Here is a 23,362-nt window from a genome sequence, read left to right on the forward strand (position 1 = left end):
CGAACATCGCTCGTTCATGACCGAACCGAGAGCCAGCGAGGTGCGGTCATGAACGAGCGCAGTCGACTTTCGGTTCGGCTCTCACGGCTGCTCAACATGATTCCGTACTTCATTGCGAATCCGGGGATCAGTGCCGCCGAGGCCGCCGCCGATCTCGGCGTGACCACCAAGCAGCTGATGAGCGACCTCAACCAGCTGTGGATGTGCGGCCTGCCCGGTTACGGGCCGGGCGATCTGATCGACCTGTCGTTCTCCGAGGAGAGCATCGAGGTCACCTTCTCGGCGGGCATCGACCGGCCGCTGCGGCTGACCTCCACCGAGGCGACCGCATTGCTGGTGGCGCTGCGCTCGATCGTGGATATGCCGGGCATGGTCGATCCGACCGCGGCGCATGCGGCAATCGCCAAACTGGAATCGGCCATCGTGGGTGGTAAGACCGCCTACGATGCCCGCGAGCATCTGCCGACCGAGGCACCGGCGGTTTCGACGGTGCGTTCCGCGCTGGCCCGCCAGCGTGCGCTGCGGCTGGTCTACTATTCGGCGAGTCGCGATGTCGTATCCGAGCGTGTCGTCGATCCGATTCGTATTGTCCTGGTGGACAACAACAGTTACCTGCAGGCCTGGTGCCGCGAGGCCGAAGGTGTGCGCCTGTTCCGCTTCGATCGGATCGAGGCGGCCACCGAACTCGACGAGCCCGCCCGACCGCCGAGCCACGCGACCGAGGAGGCCGCCGCGCTCGACCTGTTCCAAGACGATCCCGCGGTTCCGTTGGCGCGCTTGCGTATTCGCGGCGACTACGGTTGGGTGCTCGATCAATACCCGATGCATCGGATGGCGGTGCACCCGGACGGCAGCATCGAGACGACCATGCGCTTCGCCACCATGGACTGGATGGCGCGGCTGCTGCTCGGCTTCGGTTCCGGCGTCACGGTGCTCGGCCCACCCGAATTGATCACCGCGGTGCGCGAACGCTCGAACGCCGCACTTGCCGCCTACGAAGCGGCCGGTTTCCTGGAGACCAGATGAATCGCACGGAGGCTGGACCGGCGTGAGTGATGTGATGGCACCCCCTCGGGTGTTGGTCCTGGGCGCCGGAAGCATTGGTTCCTTTGTCGGCGGAAAGCTGGCGGCGGCCGGCGCCGATATCACATTCGTCGGTCGGCAGCGGGTGCTGGACGAGATCAGTGCGTCCGGGCTGCGGCTCACCGACCTCGACGGCGGTGACGTCGCGGTGGCGAGGGATGCGGTGCGGGTGTCGACCACGCCGGAGGATGTCGGGTCCGCCGATCTGGTGCTGGTCACCGTGAAGTCGGCGGCGACCGCGGCGGCCGTGCGCGATCTCGACGGCAAGATCCGTCCCGGCACCGTGGTGCTGAGCCTGCAGAACGGGGTCGGCAACGATGCGGTGATCCGCGAAACCCTGCCGACCTGCGTGGTGCTGGCAGGAATGGTGATGTTCAACGTCGTGCATCATCCCGACGGCCGGTTCCACCGCGGTACCGAGGGCGGACTGGCGGTGCAGGACGATCCGGCGCTGGCACAGTTCACCGAGGTATTCGCGCGGGCCGGTCTGGCACTGCGGCGGTATCCGGACCTGCTGCCGGTGCAATGGGCGAAGCTGCTGCTCAACCTCAACAACCCGATCAATGCGCTGTCCGGTCGGCCGCTGCGCGAGGAACTGTCCGACCGCGACTTCCGGCGCTGCCTGGCCCTCACTCAGCGCGAGGCGCTCGCCGCGATGAGCCGAGCGCGAATTCGCCCCGCCCGGCTGACGCCGCTGCCGCCGAAATGGATGGCGCGGCTGCTGACCGTTCCGGACGGAATCTTCCGCCGGGTCGCCGCAACGGTGCTGGCCATCGATCCGCAGGCGCGCTCGTCCATGGCCGATGACCTCGAACTCGGTCGCAAGACCGAAATCTCCTGGTTGTGCGGGGAGATCGTGAGCCTCGGCGTGATGGTGGGACTGCCGACACCGGTCAATCAGCGACTCATCGAACTGATCGTGGCCGCCGAACAGGGTGGCCGGCGCGACTGGACCGGGCCGCAACTGCTGGAGCAATTGCGATCGGCGGCCGGCACAAAGGACGGCTGATTTCGTGACCCCACGGATAACTCGTTGGGCACCCCCAGAAATAGGCACACCACTCGACCGCTGGCCTGCTACGAAACCATCGACGCACCCACGTCCGGCAAAAGGATCGAAGAGGTGGGGGAGCACACCGACGCGGGCGTTCTCGCATGTCATAGTCCGGTAGCATCGGAGCTACCACATTCTTTGGAGGTTTCATTATGGGCAGTCTGAGCATCTGGCACTGGCTGATCATCGCCGCGGTCTTCGTGATGTTCTTCGGCGCGAAGCGTATGCCCGATGCCGCCCGCAGCCTGGGCCGCTCGCTGCGCATCTTCAAGAGCGAAGTCAGCCAGATGCAGAACGAGAGCAGCGCACAGGCAAGTGCAGCACCGGTCCAGCAACCGGCCGCCGAACTGCCGCAGGCCTCGGCGGTCCAGCCGACGGTCGCGCAGCCGCAGGCCGAGCCCCAGGCACAGCCGAAGTCGCTCTGAGCCCAGCCTTTGCCGCCGGGGTGAGTAGCGAACTCGCTCCGGGCGTAGTGCTGTTGCCCGCCGACCGCCGCGGGCACCGTCGACCTCAGGGGCCAACACACCACCATGCGAATTCCGTTCGATCCCCGGCGCAGTAAGCGCAGGACGAATCCCGACGGCACCATGTCGTTGGTCGAGCATCTGCAGGAGCTGCGCCGTCGGCTGCTGGTCTCGATCGCCGCGGTCGTCGTCACCACGCTGTTCGGCTTCTTCTGGTACGCGCACACGATCTTCGGCGTCGAAAGCCTTGGTTCGCTGCTCACCGGACCCTACTGTTCACTGCCCGCCTCGTCGCGGGCCGTGCTCACCGCCGACGGTGCCTGCCGCCTGCTGGCGACCGCGCCCTTCGAACAGTTCATGCTGCGGTTGAAGGTCGGCATGACAGCGGGCGTGGTATTGGCCGCCCCGGTGTGGCTGTATCAGATCTGGGCCTTCATCACGCCCGGTCTGTACGCGAAGGAACGCAAGTACGCGGTCGGATTCGTCACCTCCGGCAGTGCGCTGTTCGTGACCGGCGCCGTACTCGCGTATTGGGTTGTCGCACACGCGTTGAGCTTCCTGCTGAATATCGGCAACAACGCGCAGATCACCGCCCTGAGCGGTACACAATACTTCAGCTTCATCATCCAGCTGCTCGTCATCTTCGGTGTCAGCTTCGAAATCCCGCTGCTGGTAGTCGGATTGAATCTGGTCGGGGTGCTGCACTACGACAAGCTCGCCAAGTGGCGGCGCGGAATCGTCTTCGGGCTCTTCGTCTTCGCCGCGATCGTGACCCCGCAGGATCCCTTCTCCATGCTGGCATTGGCGCTGGCCCTCACGGTGCTTTTCGAGGTTGCCATCCAGTTCTCTCGGATCAACGACAAGCGGCGCGCGCGTCGGGAGGCCGAGGAATTGGCGGCACTCTCGGATGAGGAAGCCTCCACGATCTCCGGCCCCGATCCGATCAACCCGGCCGATTCGATCTCGGAACCCTCGGCGAAATCAGCACGACCCGTGTCGGACTACTCCGATACCCTCTGACCGTGACGTATCACCAGTCGCAGGCGGGCGAGCTGGCAAAGTTCTCCGCCGAGCTGACTTTCGGGTTGGATCCCTTCCAGCGCAATGCCTGCAAAGCCCTCGAGGGCGGGCACAGCGTGCTGGTCTGTGCCCCTACCGGCGCGGGTAAGACCGTCGTCGGCGAATTCGCGGTGCACCTGGCATTGGCGGCGGGCGGAAAGTGTTTCTACACCACACCGATCAAGGCGCTGTCGAACCAGAAGTTCGCCGATCTGACCGAGCGGCACGGGCGTGACCAGGTCGGACTGCTCACCGGTGACCAGTCGATCAATCCGGACGCGCCGGTGGTCGTGATGACCACCGAGGTGCTGCGCAATATGCTCTACGCCTCCTCGGACGCGCTGCGCGGACTGTCGTATGTGGTGATGGACGAGGTGCACTACCTCGCCGACCGCTTCCGCGGTGCGGTCTGGGAGGAGGTCATCCTGCATCTGTCGCCGGATGTGCGGCTGGTCAGCCTGTCCGCGACGGTCAGCAATGCCGAGGAATTCGGCGCGTGGATGGAGACCGTGCGCGGCGATACCGCGGTGGTCGTCGACGAAACCCGCCCGGTGCCGCTGTGGCAGCACGTCATGGTCGGGCGCCGGATGTTCGATCTGTTCGATACCAACTCCAGCGAACAGAAGGTGCTGGTCGACGAGGATCTGGTGCGCTACATCCGCCAGCGTGAGGCGGCGGACCGGATGAACGGCTGGGGTGGACCGCGTGGTCGCGGTGGTAATCGCAACTTCCGGCCGCTGCCCAGACCGGAGGTGCTGGCCAAGCTCGATGAGGAAGGGCTGCTGCCCGCGATCACCTTCATCTTCAGCCGGGCCGGATGCGATGGGGCTCTTGCCCAATGCCTGCGTTCGCGACTGGATCTCTCGGGGACGGCAGTCGGCGGAGCCGGCGGGGTGGGTAAACACAGTCGTGACGACCAGGCCGACGAGATCGACGCGATCATCGAGAAACACACCGGGGATCTGCCCAAAGGCGATCTCGAGGTGCTCGGCTACTGGGAATGGCGCGAGGCCCTGCACCGGGGCCTGGCCGCGCATCACGCGGGCATGCTGCCCGCCTTCCGGCACACGGTCGAGGAACTGTTCGTGCGCGGTCTGGTGCGGGCCGTATTCGCTACGGAGACACTGGCATTGGGCATCAATATGCCCGCGCGCACGGTGGTGCTCGAGCGGCTGGTCAAATACAACGGCGAATCGCACGCCGAACTGACGCCGGGGGAGTACACGCAGCTCACCGGCCGGGCCGGACGCCGCGGAATCGATGTCGAGGGCCATGCGGTGGTGCTGTGGCAGCCCGAGGTCGACACGAGTGCGGTCGCAGGTCTGGCATCCACCCGGACCTATCCGCTGCGCAGTTCCTTCCGGCCGGGTTACAACATGTCGATCAATCTGATCGACCGGATGGGCGCGGACGAGTCGCGGGCGCTGCTGGAGCGGTCCTTCGCGCAGTTCCAGGCCGATCGGTCGGTAGTGGGATTGGTGCGCGGGATCGAGCGCAACGAGGGGCAGTTGCGCAAACTGCGCGATCAGCTCGGCGGCGAGGACGGCGGCTTCCTGGAATACATCTCTCTGCGCGAGCGGATCAAGCAGCGCGAACGTCAGATCGAACAGCAGGGTCGGGCCGATCGGCGCGGGGCAGCGGTCGACGCGCTGGTGTCCCTGCGGCGCGGCGATGTGGTGGCCATTCCGTCCGGGCGGCGGGCCGGGCTCGCCGTGATTCTGGAGCCGGATGCCACGCCGGGGGATCCGCGTCCGCTGGTACTGACCGAGGACAAGTGGGCGGGGCGGGTGTCGGTCGCCGATTTCCCGGTGCCCGCGAAAACCCTGGGCCATATGCGGCTGCCACGCAAGATCGATCACCGCACGGCGCGGACACGGCGCGATCTGGCCTCGGCATTGCGTAGCACCGGAATCTCGGCGCCGGGGCGATCGCGGCGCGGTGACCGTTCGAAGGCAGGCGAGGACCGCGAGCTGTCGACCTTGCGGCGCAGTCTGCGTTCGCATCCGGCGCACACCCGGCCCGATCGCGAACAGATGAGCCGGGTCGGCGAGCGCTACAACCGGCTGCTGCGCGAGACCGAGACGATGCGCCAAAAGGTTGCCGCGACCACCAATTCGTTGGCGCGCACCTTCGATCGGATCCTCGGTCTGCTCGAAGAGCGCGGGTTCGTGGACGCGGGCGAGGTGACCGTCGACGGGCGTCGGCTGGCCAGAATCTACGCCGAAAGCGATCTGCTCGTCGCCGAATGCCTGCGGCAGGGGCTGTGGCGCGGGCTCGGTCCGGCCGAATTGGCGGCGGTGGTTTCCATACTGGTGTACGAATCCCGCCAGGAGGGTGGCTATCTCGGCGTCAGCGGGCCGACCGAACCGATTCGCCGGGCGGTCGGCGCGACCGTCGGCGTGTGGAGCGAGTTGCGCTCCGATGAGGCACGGCACAGACTGCCGCCCACCCGCGAACCGGATCTCGGTTTCGTGACAGGCGTTTACAAATGGGCCCGCGGCGATGGGTTGGCCGAGTCGTTGCTGGCCAGCGGTGATCAGAACGCGCCGCTGTCGGCGGGCGATTTCGTGCGGTGGTGCCGACAGGTGATCGATCTGCTCGATCAGATCCACGCAACCGCCGACGATGTCGAGGTCGCGGGGACCGCGGCCAAGGCCGTCCGCGCGATCCGACGGGGTGTCGTAGCCGTGGACGCCGCGTAGCCGATTCGATTGTGATTTGATTTCTTTCGCGTACCGACCGTGGCGGAGGAGTCGGACAGGATCGCACCTCATACCGGATCGGTCCTGTCGTGCGACGAGTCTCACGCGGGGGGCTACCGTGTGTATAACGATGCGAGTGGAGGCAACCAGATGAGCGGCCCGTACGGACCGAACGACGCCCCTGGTCCCGGGGAGGGACGCAACGATCCCACCCAGCAGTGGGGCGGACAGCAGGCACCCGGTGCAGCCGGGCCGACTCAGCAGTGGGGTGGTACCCCGCAGTCGCAGCCGACCCAGCAGTGGGGCGATCCGAACGCGCAGCAGCCGCAGTGGGGTCAGCCGAATCCGCAGAGCCAGCCCAGTCAGCCGCAGTGGGGTCAGCCCAACCCGCAGAGCCAGCCGAGCCAGCCGCAGTGGGGCCAGCCTCAGCCCAGTCAGCCGAGTCAGCCGCAGTGGGGGCAGCAGCCGACCCAGCAGGACTGGTCCGCGCAGCAGGGGCAACAGCCCTGGCAGCAGGGCCAGCAGCAGCCGTGGCAGCAGCAGACCCCGCAGCCGAGCAGCGGCGGCAAGAGCAAGGGCCTGTTCATCGGCCTAGGTGTGCTCGCGCTTGCCGTCATCGGCGCCATCGTGGTGCTGGTGCTCGTGCTGACCAGCAAGGATGAGCTCGACCAAGCCGCCGTTCAGGACGGCGTCAAGAAGGTGCTCTCGGATTCCTACGGAATCCAGGACGTCGCCGATGTCTCCTGCCCCTCCGGCCAGCAGGTCAAGGTCGACGCGACCTTCAGCTGTGACCTGAAGGTGAGCGGTGAGCAGAAGAAGGTCACCGTCAAGATCACCAAGGACGACGGGACCTACGAGGTCGGCCGCCCGAACTGACGGTTCTGCGGTCGAGATTGGCGAGCGGGTGTCGGTGGGGCGGCCCCGCTGCTCGTCGTAGGTAGACGTGTCGAGGTGGGTACGGTGCCTAGGTTCTGCTCGGGGTAGGCCCAACTGTTGAGTCGAGCATGGCGGTGCCGGGTGCCTAGTTCCCGGCTCTTGCGGAATGCGCGGTCGTCGGGCTGCTCGGAATGGACATTGCTGTGGTGGCGCAGCGGTAGTGAGTGCCTCGCACAAACTGCACAACCTCTGCGAGGCCATTACTGGGTATGCGAGGTCCCCGATCTTGTGCGTGGCCAGGCGGCTACGCCGAATGCGCAGCGGTCAGCGCTGTGACCAGGCGGGTTATCGGGCTCTCCGCGTTATAGGCGGTGGCCAGTTCACGGAGCCGGTCCGGGTCGACGGGGGTCGTGGGGAGAGTATCGGGGCGGGACAATTCCACATCGGCGTCGCAGACCACGCGGGTGACCGGGGCGGCGGCTTCGAGGTAGGTCTCGGCGGCGCGGAGTTTGGCGCGAATGCCCTGGGCCAGGTCGGCGGCGGGGTCGTCAACGGCCGCGGTGAGCGCGTCGAGCGAGCCGAAGCGGGAGATGAGCATCGCGGCAGACTTCTCACCGATACCGGCGACGCCGGGCAGGCCATCGGAGGAGTCACCGCGCAGGGTCGCCATATCCGCATAGGCCGGACCGGCATTCTCCAGCGGCACACCGTATTTCGCGGATACCTCGGCTGGGCCGAACAATTCGGCCTTGGCCAGGCCGCGACCGGCGTAGAGCACGCGCACCGGCGGCGCCGGAGCGTCGCGGACCAGTTGGAGCAGGTCACGGTCGCCGCTGACGACCACCACCGGATCGGTGCGCTCGGCGGTGGCCAGGGTACCCAGCACGTCGTCGGCCTCGAGTCCGACCGCGCCGCCGGTGGCGATGCCCGCCGCGGCGAGCACCTCGAGGATCATCTCTACCTGCGGGGTCAGGGTGTCCGGCACGTCCTCGGCGCCGGGTGCCGCATCGGCGGCGGTGTCGAGTCGGTGGGTCTTGTAGGTCGGCACCAGCGCCACCCGGAATGTGGGACGCCATTCCAGGTCCAGGCAGACGACCAGTCGGCTCGGCTTGTGTTTGGTGATGAGCGAGGCGACCATATCGGTGAAGCCGCGCAGCGCGTTCACCGATCGGCCGTCGGGTGCGGTGATCTTCTCCGGAATCGCGTGGAACGCGCGGAACCACAGGCTCGCGCCATCGAGCAAGAGCAGGGGCCCACCGGAAGTCGCAGTGTTCACGCCGCTGAGGCTACCTGTACGCGATGACAACCTCGGGTGATCGGTATTCGCATTCGGCTCGATGTCGGCGGCGGGTAACGTCGGGCGGTATGAGCTCGCACACGGAGTCCCGATTCGCGGCGGATGTCTACGGTGATCGACTCGAACGAGCGGTGCAATTGATGCGCGCCGCTCATCTGGATGCACTATTGATTACGCCGGGGCCGGATCTGCGCTACCTCATCGGCTCGGCGGCGGAATCCTTCGAGCGACTGACCTGTTTAGTCATCACGGCCGATGGCGCCACCCCGTCGGTGGTGATTCCGAAGCTCGAGTTGGCTTCGCTGGAAGGTTCGGCGGCGGGTGAACTCGGTCTGCAGGTGCTGGACTGGGTCGACGGCGTCGACCCCTATCAGCTCGTGAAGTCGTCGCTGCACGTCGGGTCCCGGGTCGCGGTCACCGATGTCATGCCCGCACTGCATCTGCTGCCGTTGGCCGAATCCGTCAGTGGACTGCCCGCCTCGGCCACGCCGGTGCTGCGGGAACTACGAATGATCAAGGACCAGGCCGAAATCGAGGCACTGCGCCGCGCGGGTGCGGCCATCGACCGGGTGCATGCGCGGATGGGAGAGTTCCTGCAGGTCGGGCGCACCGAGGCCGAGGTCGGCGCGGATATCGCGGCGGCGATCGTCGAGGAGGGGCATACCGAGGCCGCTTTCGTCATCGTCGGTAGCGGGCCACACGGTGCCGACCCGCACCACGGCGTCTCCGACCGTCGCATCGCGGCCGGAGATGTGGTGGTAATCGATATCGGCGGGCCGGTCGACCCCGGCTACTACTCGGACTCGACTCGGACCTACGTCCTAGGAGAACCCACGCCGACCGTTGCCACGCAATTCGGGGAACTGGAGCGCGCCCAAGCCGCCGCGGTCGCCGCCGTCCGTCCCGGTGTCACCGCCGAATCCGTCGACGCCGCAGCCCGAAACCTGTTGACCGAAGCCGGGTTAGGCCCCGCCTTTGTCCACCGCACCGGCCACGGCATCGGCCTGTCGGTCCATGAGGAGCCCTACATCGTCGAAGGCAACAGTCTGGTCCTGGAACCCGGCATGGCTTTCAGCATCGAGCCGGGGATCTACTTCCGCGGCGATTGGGGCGCACGCATCGAGGACATCGTCGTGGTCACCGAGGACGGCTGCGAGTCGATGAACCAGCGGCCCCATGAGTTGACGGTTCTCTGAGGCGCCTCAGAGTTGACTGGGACTGATTGTCACGAGGCGTCGGTCTACCACGCCTCGGCTTGGTGGCGGTGGCAGTCGGCCAGGGCGCGTGAGCCGAGGGAACGGCGAAATACACCGGGGCACAACGGCTCCGGCTAGTCGGCGACGGCCGCGCGCTCAGGCTGGGGTGGGGGCGAGGGTGCTGCTGGAGAGTACGCGCTGGACCTGGATGGCGATGACGACGCGGGTCGGGTTCTCGCGGGGGACTCGGTAGCGGCCCGCATAACGGTCGACAGCTTCTGCGACGTTGGCCGGATCGTCGAGCACTGTGGCCGGGCCTTCCAGGGTGATCCAACGGATACCGTCCACCTGGCTTACCGCCGCGTAGCCGGAGCGCCGCACGTTGCGTACCTTCACCGAGCCGTCGTTGGTGATCACTCGCGCGATCCCGGCTTCCGGATCCCAGGTGAAACCCACCGCGACCACATGGGGCGTGCCATCGGCGCGCAGGGTGGTCAGCGTCGCGAGGTGGCGCTCGGCGACGAATTCGAGTGCGGCAGTGGACAGCTGTGCTGTGCTGGTCGGCATCCCCTGACCGTAGCGGTATGCGGGCCGCCCGGCATCGGCACATACCGAGTCGGCATTTGCGGTACCAACTGGTCAGTTCGGTGTTCCGTGCGTGCTCGGATATTCTGACCCCGAGTTCGACAATCGAGGGGTTCAGGGATGCAGAGCGCGGATATCCAGTTGGCCGCCCGATGGTGGCAGTGGGCCATGTCGATTCCGATCGCCAAGAATCCGGTTTGCGACGAGACCGGAGCCTGCGCGGCCGAAGGTCAGCCCGACGATGTCTGGTTCCTCGCCGGAACGTTCGGCGGCAAGGTCAGCCGAAGCTGCTCCGTGCCCTATGGTCGCCCGATCTTCTTTCCCGCCTTCAACATGTTCCAGAAGGTCGAAAGGTCGTTTTTCCAATTCGGCAGCCGCCCGCCGGTGGCCCCGACGGCGAGCGGTCACGCTGAGCTCAACGGTGTCGAATTGCCGCTGCGGGAAGTGACCAACCGCACGGCATTCCGCGTCAACGCGGCAGCCGGTGGCCCGTTCCAGGTAACCGGCAGTTTCAAGGCGACGGCCTGGGGACTCTGGTGCCGGCTGGACGACCTGCTCCGCGGCGACTACATCCTGACCTTCGGCGGTGAATACGAGCCGGGCGGCTTCTGGGTCGAGGCGTCCTACCAGCTCGAGATCGTCTGACCTGCCGGATCGGCATATCGGGGTGGGGTGCGAGACTGGCGGCATGGGATCGCGTGGAATTGCCGAGGGGCCGGTGCTGGTACTCGGGGGCCGCAGTGAGATCGGGCTCGAGGTGGCGCTGCGGCTGGCGCCGGGGCGAGTGGTGATACTCGCGGCGCGACGCAGCGGGGAGTTGGCGCAGGAGAGTGCCGCGGTGTCAGCGGCAGGGGCGACGGCAGTGCATACCGTCGAATTCGATGCGGACGATACGGCCGGTCATCCCGCTCTGCTGGAGAAGATCGCGGCCGAATACGGGGGGATCGGGGTCGCCGTGGTCGCGTTCGGGGTGCTCGGGGATCAGGCGCGGGCCGAACGCGATCCGGCGCATGCGATCGCGGTGGTGCACACCGATTACGTCGCGCAGATCAGCGTGCTCACCGTTCTCGCGAATCTGCTTCGCGCACAGGGCAGCGGGCAGCTCGTCGTCTTCAGCTCGTTCGCGGGCGCGCGCGTGCGTCGGGCCAATTACGTCTACGGTTCGGCGAAGGCGGGGCTCGACGGATTCGCCAGCGGTCTCGCGGATGCGTTGCACGGCAGCGGTGTTCATCTGCTGCTGCTGCGTTGCGGGTTCGTGATCGGCCGGATGACCGACGGCATGGACCCGGCCCCGATGTCGAGCACCCCCGATCAGGTGGCGGATGCGGTCGTGCGTGGTCTGCGGCGCCGTGTCGGTCGGGTCTGGGTTCCCGGCATCCTGCGTCCGGTCATCTTCGCGATCCACTTACTGCCCCAACCCATCTGGCGTCGGATGCCGCGGTGACGGCAGTGTGGAATGGGCCGCCGATCGCCGTAGTCGGTATCGGCGCCGACGGGTGGAGCGGGCTCGGCGAGGCCGCGCGCGAAGCGGTCTCCGACGCCGGGGTGGTATTCGGTTCGGCTCGGCAACTCGAGTTGATTCCGCAGGACGTTACGGTGGCGCGGCGGGAGTGGCCTTCCCCTTTGGTCCCCGCACTGCCCGGTTTGTTCGCAGACCGGACCGGTCGGCAGATATGCGTGCTGGCCAGCGGGGATCCGATGTTCTATGGCATCGGGGTGACATTGGTGCGGCTGTTCGGGGCGGACCACCTGCGGGTATTTCCGCAGGCGTCATCGGCATCGCTGGCATGTGCGCGGCTGGGGTGGGCGTTGGCGGATACTCCGGTGGTGAGTGCGGTGGCGCGGCCGGTGGAGACGGTGTTGCCCGAGTTGGCGGACCGGCGGCGGGTGCTGGTGCTGAGCGCGGACGAGCGCACACCGCGACAGCTCGCGGAGCTGTTGCGGGACAGTGGGTTCGGGGAATCGACGTTGACCGTGCTCGAGCAGTTGGGCGGCCCGCGCGAACGGGTGGTGCGCGATCGCGCGGCAGGGTGGGAGCTTGCCGTCGGTGATCCGCTCAATATCGTCGCGATCGACTGCGTCGCCGATCCGAAACACCTGCGCGCGACGCGCGTGCCCGGACTGGCGGACGAGCTTTTCGGTGGTGCCGGTCAACTCACCAAATCCGAGGTCAGGGCGTTGACACTGGCCGCGCTTGCACCCGCGCCCGGGGAGTTGCTGTGGGATGTCGGCGGGGGGTCGGGCAGTATCGCGATCGAATGGTGCCGCACGCATCCGAGTTGTCGGGCGGTGAGCTTCGAGCGGCTCGAACACCGGCGGCGGCAGATCGCCGACAACGCCGCCGCCCTTGGTGTTCCATATATCGGTGTGCGTGGAGAGATACTCACCGATATCGGAAAATCTACCGAATCTGCGCCTCCCGACGCAATATTTATCGGTGGCGGGCTCACTCAAGATGGCGTAATCGAGACATGTTGGTCGCATCTACGCCAGGGTGGCCGTTTGGTGGCGAATGCCGTGACGGCGGAATCCGAAGCAATGCTACTGAATTGGGTCGTCGCGCACGGCGGTGAACTGCGGAAGTTTCAGATTTACCGGGCCGAAGCCCTCGGCAAGTTCACCACCTGGCGGCCGCAATTGCCCGTCACCCAGTGGGCAGTTGTGAAAGGCGGCTCTGTCTGAAACCTCGCTTTGCGGGTGAATCGGACTCGCTCCAGCGGTAGGGTCGGTGCCCGAGATCCGGACGTTATCGCCGGATTCCTGTCCTATTGGGGAGATTTATGAAGTACAAGAAGTTTGCCGCCACCGCGATGATGGCCGTTGCGGCCACCGGTATTGCGGCGGGTACATCCGGCGCCGTTCCGGTGGCACCCGCGCCGGCCGTGCAGAGCCAGGCCGTGCCGGCCGTGCAGGGTGAGGATCATGGCGTGAACTACGCGGTGCAGCTGGTCGACAAGTCGATTCTAGCGGCCGTCACCGGCGGTGCGTTCAGCCTTGATGCCGACCAGAAGTACGTCACGGTGAAGAACACCGAAGGCGCGGTCATCACCTCGATTCCGCTGCGCGCGCAGGTCGGCAACCAGCTGATCCCGATCGCGGCAACCATCGACCCCGCGGGTCAGAAGCTGACGCTGACCCCGCAGGTCGAGTCGGCCGCCGCGATCAGCGCAGAGGCCATCTCCTCACAGGAGTGGTTCTTCAGCGAACTGCAGCGCGCCTCGCTCGGTGCGCTGATCGGCGCCATCATCGGATTCTTCTTCTTCGGCATCGGTCTGCCGGTGGGTGCGCTGATCGGCCTGCTCATCGCGGGTGGTCCGAATCTGATCAATGCGGGCATCGCCTACTTCAGCGGGCAGCCCTGAAAACTCTGATTCTGGGCGGCACCCGGGAAGCCAGGGAAATCGCCCATATCGCTTCCGGCGAGCGAGGATTCGATATCATCTCCTCGCTCGCCGGTCGTGTTCGCGACCCACTGCTGCCGGAGGGTCCGGTTCGGATCGGCGGCTTCGGTGGCGGCGAGGGTCTGCGGAAGTGGTTGGTGGATAACGAGATCGCGGGCGTCATCGATGCCACACATCCGTTTGCGGGCACGATCAGTGCGAATGCGGCTGGTGCCGCAGCGGATCTCGGACTACCGATACTGCATGTGCGCCGGACAGGATGGTCCGAACAGCCCGGTGATCGGTGGATTCGGGTGCCCGATCTCGATGCGGCAGTGCAGGAGGTGGCGCAGCTGGGGGAGCGCGTCTTCCTGACGATCGGCCGCCAAGGTGTCGCGGCCTTCGCGGGCCTGACGCGGCAGTGGTTTCTGATCCGTGCCATCGATCCGCCCACCGGCGCGCTGCCGCCGCACCACGAATTGCTCCTCGCGCGAGGGCCATTCTCACCTGCGGATGAGCAGCGTCTGATGGCGCGACACGGGATCGACGTGCTGGTCACCAAGGACAGTGGCGGCGATCAGACCGCCGCCAAACTCGACGCCGCGCGCTCGGCGGGCCTTCCCGTGGTCGTCGTCGACCGCCCCGAGCTGCCGCCGGGCGCGGTAGTCGTGGAAACCGTCGACGCGGCGTGGACGTGGTTGCGGGCTATCGCATCCCGCTGATTCAACGGCCGAGCAGTTCCGGTAGGCGGTCGAACCAGGCGAGTACGGTGCGCTCGTAGCCGATGCCGAATTCCAGAGTGGCCCGTTGATAGGGGGGCATGTCCGTGTGCTCTTCGGTGAGGTAGCGGTCGAGGCGCTGCTGGTGAATCTCCTTGTTGGCGCCGATGATTCGATCGAGATGCGCGGGATCGACGTGCTCCCCGAAGGACAAGGTCAGTAGCAGCGGCACCCGAATGGTCTCGGCGCCCGGATCGCGGGCGATCCATTCCAGGAACGCTTCGTGACCGGCGTCGGTGATCTGATACGGCGTGCGGTCGCGCGCACCGGCCTCACCCTTTGCGACGAGTCCGGCCGCGTCCATGGCGGCCAGTTCCCGGTAGACCTGGCTTTGGGTAACGGTCCAGAAGTCGCCGATCCGGTCCTGGGCCTGAGTCACCAGATCCCAGCCCGACATCGGACCGTCGTGCAGAAATCCGAGCAGCGAGGCCGCCGTGGAATTCAGCGTTTTGCGTTGTGTCGAAGTGTTCGCCAACGGACTGCTCCCTTCGCTCTCAACGTTCCATAGTGGAATGTTATACGACGCTCACCCATGGCCTGGTCGGGGACCTGGTGACGTGTCGCTAAGATTCAACTTGTGTCTAAGACGTATTCATCCGCGGAACTCGCCTATCGCGAGGTCAAGGAACGCATCCTGACCGGCGCGTTGCCCGGTGGGGAGCTGATCAGCGAAGGCGAGATCGCCACCGACCTCGGCATGTCGCGGACTCCGGTGCGGGAGGCATTCCTACGACTCGAGGTCGAGGGGTGGATGCGCTTGTATCCCAAGCGGGGCGCGCTGGTGGTGCCGATTCCACCGGCCGAGGCCGAACACGTCGTGCACGCTCGCTATGTCGTAGAGACCGGAGCGGTCCGGGCGGTGGTTGCGGAGGAGCGGTCCGCGCTGATCGCCGAACTGCACGCCGGGCTGGACCGGCAGCGCGAGCTGGCCGTCGCCGCCGACTTCGATCGATTCGCGGTGGCGGACACCGACTTTCACCGCAGCTATGTCGTCGCCGCGGGCAATCCGTTGCTCACCGGGTTCTACGACTCACTGCGGGAGCGGCAGCGTCGCATGAACAGCGCTGCGCTGCATCGGGGGTCGACCGATACCGCCCGCATTGTCGAACAGCACACGCGTCTGGTCGATCTGATCGAAACCGGCGACGCGGCCGGATTCGCCACCGCGCTCGTCGACCACATGTCCGGCGTGCACCAGCTGGAAATGAGAGGCCTTTAATGGCAACGCTCCTCGCCATCGACACTCGGCCGTCGGGGCTACGGCAGAGTGCGCGGCATTGGTGGGGCGTCGCGGCCGCGATGTTCGCGATCGCCTGGGGTGGAAACGAATTCACGCCGCTGCTGGTGCTGTACAAGGGCAACGGAGTGCCGGTCACCACGGTCGACCTGCTGCTGTTCTGCTACGTGCTCGGCATCGTGCCCGCCTTACTGATCGGCGGACCGCTCTCGGACCGTTACGGCCGCCGCATGCTGCTTCGCCCGGCGCCATTGGTCGGTGCGGCCGGTTCTTTGCTGCTGGCCTTCGGATCGGCATCGGTGCCGTCGTTATCGGCCGGGCGGGTGCTGTGCGGAGTGGCGTTGGGGTTGGCGATGGCAGTGGGAAGTAGTTGGCTGAAGGAACTTTCGCAGCCGCCGTTCGGGCCGAAGTTGCCCGCGGGGACCGGGGCGCGACGTTCGGCGATGAGCCTGACCGGTGGGTTCGCCGTCGGTGCCGGAGTGGCCGGTGTTCTCGCGCAGTGGGCGCCGCTGCCGAATACGTTGGCGTATCTGATCAATGTGATGCTGTGTCTGATTGCGGTCGTATGGGTGGCTCGCGCACCGGAAACTCTATCGCCGCAGCTGAATTCGGGCCGATTGATCAATGAGCTGAAGGTTCCGGCGGCCGCGCACCGCAGGTTCCGGTATGTCGCGCTGCCGGTCGCGCTGTGGTTGTTCACTTCTGCGGCAACGGCTTACGCGGTGCTGCCGACTCTGATGGCGCCGAAGGTGCACGGTGCGCCCATCGCGTTTTCGGCATTGATCACGGTGATCACGTTGGGCTGTGGTTTCGCGATCCAGTCGCTGGCACGACGGATCGATCGACCGGGCACTGCCCGTGCCGCTGTTGTGGCGCTGGTGTTGGTCGTGTGTGGAATGATCTCGGCCGCATGGGCTTCGGGTGCGTCGGCCCTTGTGTTCACAATCGTTACCGCTGTCGTGCTCGGTGCCGGATATGGAATCGGGCTTGTCGCTGGACTACAGGAGATCGAACGCATCGCCCGTCCCAACGACCTCGCCGGACTGACCGCGGTGTTCTATTCGGTGAGCTACCTCGGCTTCGGCGTTCCCGCGCTGCTGGCATTCCTACACGAGTCTTTCGGCCTGGGATACCCGACAATGTTCGCGGCCGCCGTTGTGGGTGCGGCAGGATGTCTGGCACTCGTCGTTCGGAATTACCGCACCTGAGAACCGTCGGGGATGCCGATACACATCCCCGACGAGGCTGCAGTCAGGCGCTCTTCGGCCGGTAGTGCAGTTCGGTCACGCCGCATTCGAATCCGGTGGCGCAGACCAGGTCGAGTCGGGTGGTGCCGCGGAAGACCGGCAGGCCCGCGCCGATCGCGGTCGGACTGACGAACAGATGCAGGTCGTCGATGAGGTCCTCGGCGATCAGATTCGCGACGAGGGTGGCACCGCCGTAGACGATGAGGTCGCCACCCGCCTGGGCCTTGAGGTGGTTGATGGTCTCGGCGAGGTCGCCGCCCGCGACGACGGTGTTCTCCCAGGGCGATTCGGTGAGGCTGTCGGAGATCACGACCTTGGGCGTGTTGTTCATCTTGTCGATGGCCGCCTGGGGCTCGTGTTCGGGCTTGGAGGCCCAATGCGGGATGAAGCCCTCGGCGAGTTTGCGGCCGAGGACGATCGTGTCGAATTCGGCGGTGATGGCGGTGACGCGGGCGGCGAGGTCATCGGACCACTGGAAGGTCATCCAGTCCATCTCGCCGTTCGGGCCGGACATGTAGCCGTCGATGGTGGTCTGGACTTGGAGCTTCAGCTTGCGCATTCGGATTGCCTTTCCGGGTTGTCGCGGTCCTGTCCGGCCCGCTGTTGTTCATACTTCAGCGTGGCCGGACCCGTGTCGGAATGTGCGCGGTTTCTTGCGGAATCGAGTCAGCGTTGGTAGCGACGCGAGGTGTAGACCCTGGTGCCCTGGTCGGACTCGACGACGGCAGTGGTGGAGGCGCCGATGATCAGCAATGTGCGCATATCGACCTCGGCCGGATCCAACTCGGCGAGGGTGACCACACGGACGGATTCGGTGGGTCCGCCGACATCGCGACCGAGCACCACGGGGGTGTCGGGCTTGCGGTGTTCGAGCAGCACGTCACGCATCGCCGCGACCTGCCACATGCGCTGACTGGAGGCCGGATTGTAGATCGCGATCGCCATATCGGCCGCGGCGACCGCGGAAAGTCGTTGCGCGACAACCTCCCACGGCTTGAGTCGATCCGAGAGCGAAATCATCGCGTAATCGTGGCCGAGCGGCGCGCCGACTCGACTGGCCACGGCATTGGCCGCGGTGAGTCCGGGCAGTACCCGCACCGGCACCCCTTGCCACTGCGGATCGGCGGATTCCTCGAGTACCGCGGCCGCCATGGCGAAAACCCCGGGATCACCCGAGGAGACGACGACGACCTTGGCCCCGTGCTTTGCCAGGTCCAATGCCATGGCGGCACGTTCGGATTCGACCCGGTTGTCGCTGGCATGCCTGCGCTGCCCGGGACGCGACGGCACCCGATTGATGTAGGTCGTGTAGCCGACCAGATCGGTGGCGTCCGCGAGTGCGCGTTCGACTTCGGGCGTGGTCCAGTCGGGTGAGCCCGGGCCGAGCCCGACCACGACGACTTCACCGGTAGAACCACTGAAATGGCTCGAGGTTTCCTCGACCCGAGAGCTGTCGGAAGGAACGGTCCGGGCAGTGCGGGATTCGCTGTCCACAGCTTCGGGCGAGACTGCCGCGGTGCCGAGAAGGTCGGTGGCCGCGCCGATGGTTTGCGACTGCCCGCGCACCGAATGCGCAAGGGGCAGTGGGGTTGTCGGCCGTGGGCCGGGAACGAGGGTGATCGCGAAATACGGTACATCCGCATCGTCGACATCGTCGGCGGCGAGTACGCGTTGACGGGTACTGCTCGCGCGTTCGATGTAGTAGGCGTCGGCGAGGCGGCCGGAATCCGAGAGAGCTTGGCGCACACCGGGATAGGTGCGGCCGAGCTTCATGATGGCGGCGGCGTCGGTATCGCGGAGGCGTCGGGTGAGTTCTTCGGTGGGCATGGTGCCCGGCAGGACGGTCAACACCTGCTCGCCCTCGACGAGGGGGGTGCCGAGGGCGGCCGAGGCCGCGCTCACCGAGGTGATGCCGGGGATGATCTCGGCTTCGAACCGGTCGGCCAAGCGACGGTGCATATGCATGTATGAGCTGTAGAACAGCGGATCACCCGCGGCGAGCAGCGCGACGGACCGGCCCGCCGCCAGGTGGGTGGCGAGGCGTTCGGCGGCCCGTTCATAGAACTCGTCGATGGCGCCCTGATAGCCGCCGGGGTGGTCGGTCGTCTCGGTGGTCACGGGATAGATCAGGTGTTCTTCGAGTTGGTCCGCGCGCATGTACGGCGCGGCGATGCCACGCGAGATGCTGCGGCCGTGGCGTGCGCTGTGGAAGGCGATGACATCGGCTTCGGCGATTACCCGCGCCGCCTTCACCGTCACCAGCTCCGGGTCACCGGGGCCGAGTCCGACGCCCCACAACTTGCCGTTGCTCATTCCTGTTCGCTCGCAATCGCGTTCAGTGCCGACGCGGTAATGGCGCTGCCACCGCGCCGCCCACGCACCGTCAGATATTCGACCCCGCCGAATTCGATCAGCGCGTCCTTGGATTCGGCAGCACCGACGAAGCCGACCGGAATGCCGAGGATGGCGGCTGGTCGCGGCGCACCCGCATCGATCATGTCGAGCAGATGGAACAGCGCGGTCGGTGCGTTCCCGATGGCGACCACCGCGCCCTCGAGGCGATCGCGCCACAACTCCAGCGCCGCGGCCGACCGCGTATTGCCCATTGCCGCAGCCAGTTCCGGTACCCGTGGGTCGGCGAGAGTGCAGATCACGTCATTGTCGGCAGGCAACCGCTTGCGCGTCACACCGGACGCGACCATCTGCGCATCACAAAGAATAGGAGCCCCCGCCCGCAGCGCCCCCCGCGCAGCCGCCACCACGCCGGGCGAAAACGCCACGTCCCCCGCCAGATCCACCTGCCCGCACCCATGGATCATCCGCACCACAACCTGCGCCACATCCTGCGGAAACCCACTCAGATCCGTCTCCGCCCGAATCATCGCAAACGACCGCCGATAAATCTCGGCCCCATCAGTGACGTAAACATCGGACATGCCCCCCACCATATGAGCACTCCTTCCCTCGACTCGGCGCGGGTCGAGAATGCGACGGTGACGGCAAACGTCGAGAGTCCCTGCATGAATGCATTCCCGGCGGATCAGGTGCGCGGGCGTTCGAGGATTCGGGACATGACTATGGAGCTGCGGGTGCGGCCGACTCGGGTGTTTTCGCGGATGCGTTCTACGGTGGATTCGATTTCGGCCATGTCCGTTGCCATGACGTGGACCAGGGCGTCGGCTTCGCCCGCGATGGTCCAGACGCCGACTACCTGAGGGATCGGTTCGAGGCTGCGGCGGAGTTCGGCGGGGGTGATGTTGTCGCGGTAGTAGACCTCGACGTAGGCCTCGGTGGTCCAACCGAGGGCGGCGGGGTTGACCAGCGCGGTGAAGCCGGTGATCTGGCGGCTGGCGACCATCTTGTCGACGCGGCGCTTCACTGCGGGCGCGGACAATCCGACCTTCGCGCCGATCTCCTGGAACGAGGCGCGCGCCGATTTGAGCAGGTGCGCCAAAATCTGCCGGTCGATGTCATCCACGCCACACCCACTTCCGATCGACGCAATGATTCGCCGAATTCCACCGATCATGCGCAATGAATCATTGTTTCTGGCGCAATACTAGGCGAATTACCTTCGTGTCAGCGGAATAACCCGCGCCTACCTCCGGGAGACACGTTGACCTCTGTAGCCACCCTCCGTTTCGAGCCCGTGCGGCGGCCCTCCGCTAGCGACTGCTCGCAGGTCGCTCGACAGGGACAGCCACGTCAGTTCGTGATGTGCCGCCCGGATCATTTCGATGTCTGCTACTCGATCAATCCGTGGATGAATCCGCAGGAACCCGTCGACCGCGTGCTGGCGCTGTCGCAGTGGGAGACATTGCGCGCGACGTTCGAGCACTACGGCCATCGCATCGACGTGGTGCCAGGCGAGCCCGGTCTGCCCGATATGGTTTTCGCCGCGAATAGCGGGCTGATCGTGGGTGATCGGGCGATGTCGGCGCGGTTTACGCATGCCGAGCGGGCTGCGGAAGGTCCGGCGTATCACCGCTGGTTCGCGCAGCAGGGGCTAGTGGAGTTGGTCGGGGCGCAGGAAATCAATGAGGGCGAAGGTGACTTCCTGCTGGTCGGTGAGCGCATGCTGGCCGCGACCGGATTCCGGAGTTCGATTGCCGCGCACCGTGAGGTCGAGCGGTACTTCGATCTGCCGGTGGTTTCGCTCGAACTGATCGATCCGCGCTTCTATCATCTGGATACAGCGCTGATGGTCCTCGATGACACGAATGTCGCGTACTTCGCGCCCGCCTTCACTGCTGCCAGTCAGGCGATACTGGCCGAGCTCTACCCGGACGCCATCCTCGCAACCGATGCCGACGCCGTGGTTCTGGGGCTCAACGGTGTCTCCGACGGGCTGAATGTCTTCATCAGCAGTCGTGCCGACAACCTGGCTTCGGAGTTGCGTGTGCAGGGGTACAACCCGGTTGGCGTCGATCTGTCGGAGTTGTTGAAGGCCGGTGGTGGAGTGAAGTGCTGCACGTTGGAGATACACGAGGACCCGCGGAGTGCGCCGACCGCAGTTGCTTCGTAACGCGCGAGCATCGCTGTCAGAACGGGAGTTTGGTGCGCCAACCGCTGACGCCCGGTTCGGCCAACGGATGGACTTCGGCGACGAATTTGAACAACAGCAGTGCGCCGCTGATCTGTAGCACGGCGAGGGGGATTTCGCCGAAGCAGGCGATTGCGACGGAGAACCAGACGTCGCGAGGGTTGGCGGTCGTGATGTCGAACCAGGCATCCACGAGAAGCAACAGACCGGTGCCGAATGCGGGCAGTATGAGCAGTTGCTTGCGCTGCCAGCCCAGGTAGGCGGTCGTCGCCATCATGATGACCAGCAGGATGTCGAACCCGACCCAGGTCAGGGTCCAATTGCGGGCCTGATAATCGGGCGGCAGCGACACCGCGAGATACCCGATCCACGGAATCAACGCTATGGACCCACCCACCATCAGCGTCAACCGCACCCGTCGATGAAGCCGCACAATCTCCGGCCGAGGCAATACCCGCTCCGGCGGCAACTGCAACCGTCGAATCAACTCCCGCCGCTCCTGCGCCGACATAGCGTCGATCTCCGCATCACCCAGCGCCACCGGAACCCTCCTTACCACAGGCCATCAGCTGACCTCACCGTGCCACGGGCCGTGCCGAAGAACCAGATTATGTGGTGCCTGGTTGGTTGTTTGCTGGGCGAATGTCAGCCGATGCGGTAACCGTTTTCGGTAGCGACGATATCGGTGACCGGGCCGCGGGGGCGGCCGCAGCGGCGGTCGCAGCCGGACCAGTGTTGGCGGCCTGCGACCGTGACGTCGTCGGCGCTGTGGACTTCGATGGTCGCGCCGAGATCTGCCACGTCGCTGGAATTGCTCTCTGCGCCGGGCTGGTTTGTGGGGAGCAGTACGCGACCGGATTCGACGGCGGCGGTGGCGTCCGCGCGGACGTCGGTGAGCGCTTTTGCGCAGCCGGGTTGGCCTGCGCAGGCGCTGACCTGGAGCCAGGGGGAATTGGCGTCGAAGATCAGGCCCATGGGGGCCAGTACGCGAACGACCTGTTCGGCGGGCCATTCCGCCAGATCGGTGATCACCAGGCCGCGCCAGGGGGTGATGAAGATGGGGCGTTCGACGGCGGCAATGAATTCGGCGATGCGGGCGGGCAGAGAGCCGAGGCGAACGGCCGCGCCGAGGCTGACCAGACCATTGTCCTGGTCGAGCCAGCCGATCGGAATGTCATGGGAGACCCCGAATTCCAGGCGGTCGGGTCCGGGGGGCAGGCCGAGGATTTCGATCATCCGCCGCACACCGTCGTCGACTTCGTGCAGCCGCCATTGACCCGAGCCGAGCTCGAGGAAGGCGTGCGCTGCGGCCAGCATTACCTGGACCGCGTCGGCCGTGGATACTCGGATTCCGGAATCACTACCGGCCAGCACGAGCGCGAATTCGTCGGCGGCGGTGGCATGTACGCCGATGTCGCCACCGAGGCCGCTGATGTCGCCGCGACCGTCGTCGAGGGTGAACAGTACGCGGCCGGGCAGTTCGGCCAACCGCAGTGCGGCGCGCAAACCCGTGTCGAGCGCCGGAACGAGCGCATGTACATCCGCCCAGCCCCCGATCCGCCCCGACAGTGGTGACGCGACAATATTGCGCACCCGCTCATGCGTATCGCTCGGCAACAGCCCGGCACTCGCCAACCGCTCACTCAGCACGGCCGCATCACGCACCTGCCGCACCTGCACATTGCCCCGTGAGGTCAGCTCGATATTCCCATCGCCGAGCTCGACGGCTGCCTCGGCCAAAACCTGCAACTGCCCCGGCTCCAGCCGCCCACCGGGCAGCCGAATCCGAGCCAACGGCCCGTCGGCCGCCTGATGCAGCCGCAGCACACCAGGGCAGGAATCAGGATTCGCACGCTTCAT

The 23,362-nt window shown here is 66.1% G+C and carries 24 protein-coding genes; 15 read left to right on the forward strand and 9 right to left on the reverse strand.

All coding sequences use genetic code 11. From position 1 onward, the window contains the following. Positions 1–48: 48 nt before the first annotated feature. The 6 genes from ACIBI6_RS07025 (at position 49) to ACIBI6_RS07050 (ending at position 7,238) form a co-directional block, all read left to right on the forward strand. Complete coding sequence (locus ACIBI6_RS07025) at positions 49–1,026, forward strand: YafY family protein (RefSeq protein WP_364347480.1); 978 nt, start codon at positions 49–51, stop codon at positions 1,024–1,026. A gap of 22 nt (positions 1,027–1,048) precedes the next feature. Next, positions 1,049–2,092: a 2-dehydropantoate 2-reductase gene (locus ACIBI6_RS07030; RefSeq protein WP_396955543.1), complete on the forward strand. Its 1,044-nt coding sequence runs from the start codon at positions 1,049–1,051 to the stop codon at positions 2,090–2,092. Positions 2,093–2,289: 197 nt separating this feature from the next. Continuing rightward, positions 2,290–2,562: a Sec-independent protein translocase subunit TatA gene (gene tatA, locus ACIBI6_RS07035; protein ID WP_364347477.1), complete on the forward strand. Its 273-nt coding sequence runs from the start codon at positions 2,290–2,292 to the stop codon at positions 2,560–2,562. 105 nt (positions 2,563–2,667) lie between these two features. Then, positions 2,668–3,621, forward strand: coding sequence for a twin-arginine translocase subunit TatC (tatC, locus tag ACIBI6_RS07040; RefSeq protein ID WP_364347474.1), 954 nt, complete (start codon positions 2,668–2,670; stop codon positions 3,619–3,621). Between the two features lie 2 nt (positions 3,622–3,623). Further along, positions 3,624–6,362, forward strand: a complete 2,739-nt coding sequence (locus tag ACIBI6_RS07045) for an RNA helicase (RefSeq protein WP_364347471.1) — start codon at positions 3,624–3,626, stop codon at positions 6,360–6,362. Positions 6,363–6,512: 150 nt separating this feature from the next. Next, positions 6,513–7,238 carry a DUF4333 domain-containing protein gene (locus ACIBI6_RS07050; RefSeq protein ID WP_364347468.1) on the forward strand — a complete coding sequence of 242 codons (726 nt, stop codon included), beginning with the start codon at positions 6,513–6,515 and terminating at the stop codon, positions 7,236–7,238. A 304-nt stretch (positions 7,239–7,542) separates the two neighbouring features. Here ACIBI6_RS07050 and ACIBI6_RS07055 read toward each other — a convergent pair whose 3' ends face one another. After that, complete coding sequence (locus ACIBI6_RS07055; protein WP_364347465.1) at positions 7,543–8,514, reverse strand: 5'-3' exonuclease; 972 nt, start codon at positions 8,512–8,514, stop codon at positions 7,543–7,545. A gap of 89 nt (positions 8,515–8,603) precedes the next feature. Between ACIBI6_RS07055 and ACIBI6_RS07060 the strand changes: the two genes are divergently transcribed. After that, entirely contained in the window at positions 8,604–9,731 is a 1,128-nt protein-coding gene (locus ACIBI6_RS07060; protein ID WP_364347462.1) for a Xaa-Pro peptidase family protein, read from the forward strand. Between the two features lie 156 nt (positions 9,732–9,887). Here ACIBI6_RS07060 and ACIBI6_RS07065 read toward each other — a convergent pair whose 3' ends face one another. Beyond that, positions 9,888–10,298 carry a PPOX class F420-dependent oxidoreductase gene (locus tag ACIBI6_RS07065; RefSeq protein WP_364347459.1) on the reverse strand — a complete coding sequence of 137 codons (411 nt, stop codon included), beginning with the start codon at positions 10,296–10,298 and terminating at the stop codon, positions 9,888–9,890. 138 nt (positions 10,299–10,436) lie between these two features. On the opposite strand from ACIBI6_RS07065, the gene ACIBI6_RS07070 reads away from it, so the two are divergent. From ACIBI6_RS07070 to ACIBI6_RS07090, 5 genes are all read left to right on the forward strand, one after another. Further along, positions 10,437–10,961: a hypothetical protein gene (locus ACIBI6_RS07070; RefSeq protein WP_364347456.1), complete on the forward strand. Its 525-nt coding sequence runs from the start codon at positions 10,437–10,439 to the stop codon at positions 10,959–10,961. A 43-nt stretch (positions 10,962–11,004) separates the two neighbouring features. After that, the gene (locus ACIBI6_RS07075) at positions 11,005–11,760 is read left to right on the forward strand and encodes an SDR family NAD(P)-dependent oxidoreductase (protein ID WP_396955544.1); all 756 of its coding nucleotides are present in this window, start codon (positions 11,005–11,007) and stop codon (positions 11,758–11,760) included. Further along, entirely contained in the window at positions 11,757–12,998 is a 1,242-nt protein-coding gene (gene cbiE / locus ACIBI6_RS07080; RefSeq protein ID WP_396955545.1) for a precorrin-6y C5,15-methyltransferase (decarboxylating) subunit CbiE, read from the forward strand. The genes ACIBI6_RS07075 and cbiE overlap by 4 nt, the downstream gene beginning before the upstream one ends. Positions 12,999–13,096: 98 nt before the next feature. Further along, positions 13,097–13,678, forward strand: a complete 582-nt coding sequence (locus ACIBI6_RS07085) for a hypothetical protein (RefSeq protein WP_396955546.1) — start codon at positions 13,097–13,099, stop codon at positions 13,676–13,678. After that, positions 13,675–14,418, forward strand: a complete 744-nt coding sequence (locus ACIBI6_RS07090; RefSeq protein WP_396955609.1) for a cobalt-precorrin-6A reductase — start codon at positions 13,675–13,677, stop codon at positions 14,416–14,418. Before ACIBI6_RS07085 ends, ACIBI6_RS07090 begins: the two co-directional genes overlap by 4 nt. A gap of 1 nt (position 14,419) precedes the next feature. Here the strand turns inward: ACIBI6_RS07090 and ACIBI6_RS07095 are convergent, their stop codons facing one another. Further along, positions 14,420–14,950 carry a PadR family transcriptional regulator gene (locus ACIBI6_RS07095; RefSeq protein WP_364347444.1) on the reverse strand — a complete coding sequence of 177 codons (531 nt, stop codon included), beginning with the start codon at positions 14,948–14,950 and terminating at the stop codon, positions 14,420–14,422. A gap of 102 nt (positions 14,951–15,052) precedes the next feature. Here ACIBI6_RS07095 and ACIBI6_RS07100 point away from each other — a divergent pair, with 102 nt between their 5' ends. Both ACIBI6_RS07100 and ACIBI6_RS07105 read left to right on the forward strand, forming a co-directional pair. Next, the gene (locus tag ACIBI6_RS07100) at positions 15,053–15,694 is read left to right on the forward strand and encodes a GntR family transcriptional regulator (RefSeq protein ID WP_396955547.1); all 642 of its coding nucleotides are present in this window, start codon (positions 15,053–15,055) and stop codon (positions 15,692–15,694) included. Continuing rightward, positions 15,694–16,920, forward strand: coding sequence for an MFS transporter (locus ACIBI6_RS07105; protein WP_364347438.1), 1,227 nt, complete (start codon positions 15,694–15,696; stop codon positions 16,918–16,920). Before ACIBI6_RS07100 ends, ACIBI6_RS07105 begins: the two co-directional genes overlap by 1 nt. 43 nt (positions 16,921–16,963) lie before the next feature. On the opposite strand, the gene ACIBI6_RS07110 is transcribed toward ACIBI6_RS07105, so the two are convergent. The 4 genes from ACIBI6_RS07110 to ACIBI6_RS07125 all read right to left on the reverse strand — a co-directional run bounded on the left by ACIBI6_RS07110 (position 16,964) and on the right by ACIBI6_RS07125 (position 20,437). Beyond that, on the reverse strand, positions 16,964–17,518 hold the full coding sequence (locus ACIBI6_RS07110) for a dihydrofolate reductase family protein (protein ID WP_364347435.1): 555 nt from the start codon (positions 17,516–17,518) through the stop codon (positions 16,964–16,966). A gap of 107 nt (positions 17,519–17,625) precedes the next feature. Next, complete coding sequence (gene cobJ / locus ACIBI6_RS07115; RefSeq protein ID WP_396955548.1) at positions 17,626–19,272, reverse strand: precorrin-3B C(17)-methyltransferase; 1,647 nt, start codon at positions 19,270–19,272, stop codon at positions 17,626–17,628. After that, entirely contained in the window at positions 19,269–19,895 is a 627-nt protein-coding gene (locus ACIBI6_RS07120) for a precorrin-8X methylmutase (RefSeq protein ID WP_396955549.1), read from the reverse strand. The genes cobJ and ACIBI6_RS07120 overlap by 4 nt, the downstream gene beginning before the upstream one ends. A 104-nt stretch (positions 19,896–19,999) precedes the next feature. Beyond that, positions 20,000–20,437 carry an Lrp/AsnC family transcriptional regulator gene (locus ACIBI6_RS07125; protein WP_040691444.1) on the reverse strand — a complete coding sequence of 146 codons (438 nt, stop codon included), beginning with the start codon at positions 20,435–20,437 and terminating at the stop codon, positions 20,000–20,002. A gap of 171 nt (positions 20,438–20,608) precedes the next feature. Between ACIBI6_RS07125 and ddaH the strand changes: the two genes are divergently transcribed. Further along, positions 20,609–21,484, forward strand: coding sequence for a dimethylargininase (ddaH, locus tag ACIBI6_RS07130; RefSeq protein ID WP_396955610.1), 876 nt, complete (start codon positions 20,609–20,611; stop codon positions 21,482–21,484). 16 nt (positions 21,485–21,500) lie between these two features. On the opposite strand, the gene ACIBI6_RS07135 is transcribed toward ddaH, so the two are convergent. After that, a complete protein-coding gene (locus ACIBI6_RS07135; RefSeq protein ID WP_396955611.1) occupies positions 21,501–22,013 on the reverse strand; it encodes a hypothetical protein in 513 nt (170 codons plus the stop codon). Positions 22,014–22,147: 134 nt separating this feature from the next. After that, positions 22,148–23,362: a precorrin-3B synthase gene (gene cobG, locus ACIBI6_RS07140; protein ID WP_396955550.1), complete on the reverse strand. Its 1,215-nt coding sequence runs from the start codon at positions 23,360–23,362 to the stop codon at positions 22,148–22,150.

The organism is Nocardia sp. NPDC050412, from assembly GCF_044458825.1.
Lineage (GTDB): Bacteria > Actinomycetota > Actinomycetes > Mycobacteriales > Mycobacteriaceae > Nocardia.

What these genes read in the sequence shown, in the direction of transcription:
- ACIBI6_RS07050 (WP_364347468.1), top strand. Translation starts at nt 6,513, where the DNA reads ATGAGCGGCCCGTACGGACCGAACGACGCCCCTGGTCCCGGGGAGGGA.
- ACIBI6_RS07075 (WP_396955544.1), top strand. Translation starts at nt 11,005, where the DNA reads ATGGGATCGCGTGGAATTGCCGAGGGGCCGGTGCTGGTACTCGGGGGC.
- ACIBI6_RS07070 (WP_364347456.1), top strand. Translation starts at nt 10,437, where the DNA reads ATGCAGAGCGCGGATATCCAGTTGGCCGCCCGATGGTGGCAGTGGGCC.
- ACIBI6_RS07085 (WP_396955546.1), top strand. Translation starts at nt 13,097, where the DNA reads ATGAAGTACAAGAAGTTTGCCGCCACCGCGATGATGGCCGTTGCGGCC.
- cobG (WP_396955550.1), bottom strand. Translation starts at nt 23,362, where the DNA reads ATGAAGCGTGCGAATCCTGATTCCTGCCCTGGTGTGCTGCGGCTGCAT.
- ACIBI6_RS07120 (WP_396955549.1), bottom strand. Translation starts at nt 19,895, where the DNA reads ATGTCCGATGTTTACGTCACTGATGGGGCCGAGATTTATCGGCGGTCG.
- cobJ (WP_396955548.1), bottom strand. Translation starts at nt 19,272, where the DNA reads ATGAGCAACGGCAAGTTGTGGGGCGTCGGACTCGGCCCCGGTGACCCG.
- ACIBI6_RS07135 (WP_396955611.1), bottom strand. Translation starts at nt 22,013, where the DNA reads ATGTCGGCGCAGGAGCGGCGGGAGTTGATTCGACGGTTGCAGTTGCCG.
- tatA (WP_364347477.1), top strand. Translation starts at nt 2,290, where the DNA reads ATGGGCAGTCTGAGCATCTGGCACTGGCTGATCATCGCCGCGGTCTTC.
- ACIBI6_RS07065 (WP_364347459.1), bottom strand. Translation starts at nt 10,298, where the DNA reads ATGCCGACCAGCACAGCACAGCTGTCCACTGCCGCACTCGAATTCGTC.
- ACIBI6_RS07105 (WP_364347438.1), top strand. Translation starts at nt 15,694, where the DNA reads ATGGCAACGCTCCTCGCCATCGACACTCGGCCGTCGGGGCTACGGCAG.
- ACIBI6_RS07110 (WP_364347435.1), bottom strand. Translation starts at nt 17,518, where the DNA reads ATGCGCAAGCTGAAGCTCCAAGTCCAGACCACCATCGACGGCTACATG.
- tatC (WP_364347474.1), top strand. Translation starts at nt 2,668, where the DNA reads ATGCGAATTCCGTTCGATCCCCGGCGCAGTAAGCGCAGGACGAATCCC.
- ACIBI6_RS07060 (WP_364347462.1), top strand. Translation starts at nt 8,604, where the DNA reads ATGAGCTCGCACACGGAGTCCCGATTCGCGGCGGATGTCTACGGTGAT.
- ACIBI6_RS07025 (WP_364347480.1), top strand. Translation starts at nt 49, where the DNA reads ATGAACGAGCGCAGTCGACTTTCGGTTCGGCTCTCACGGCTGCTCAAC.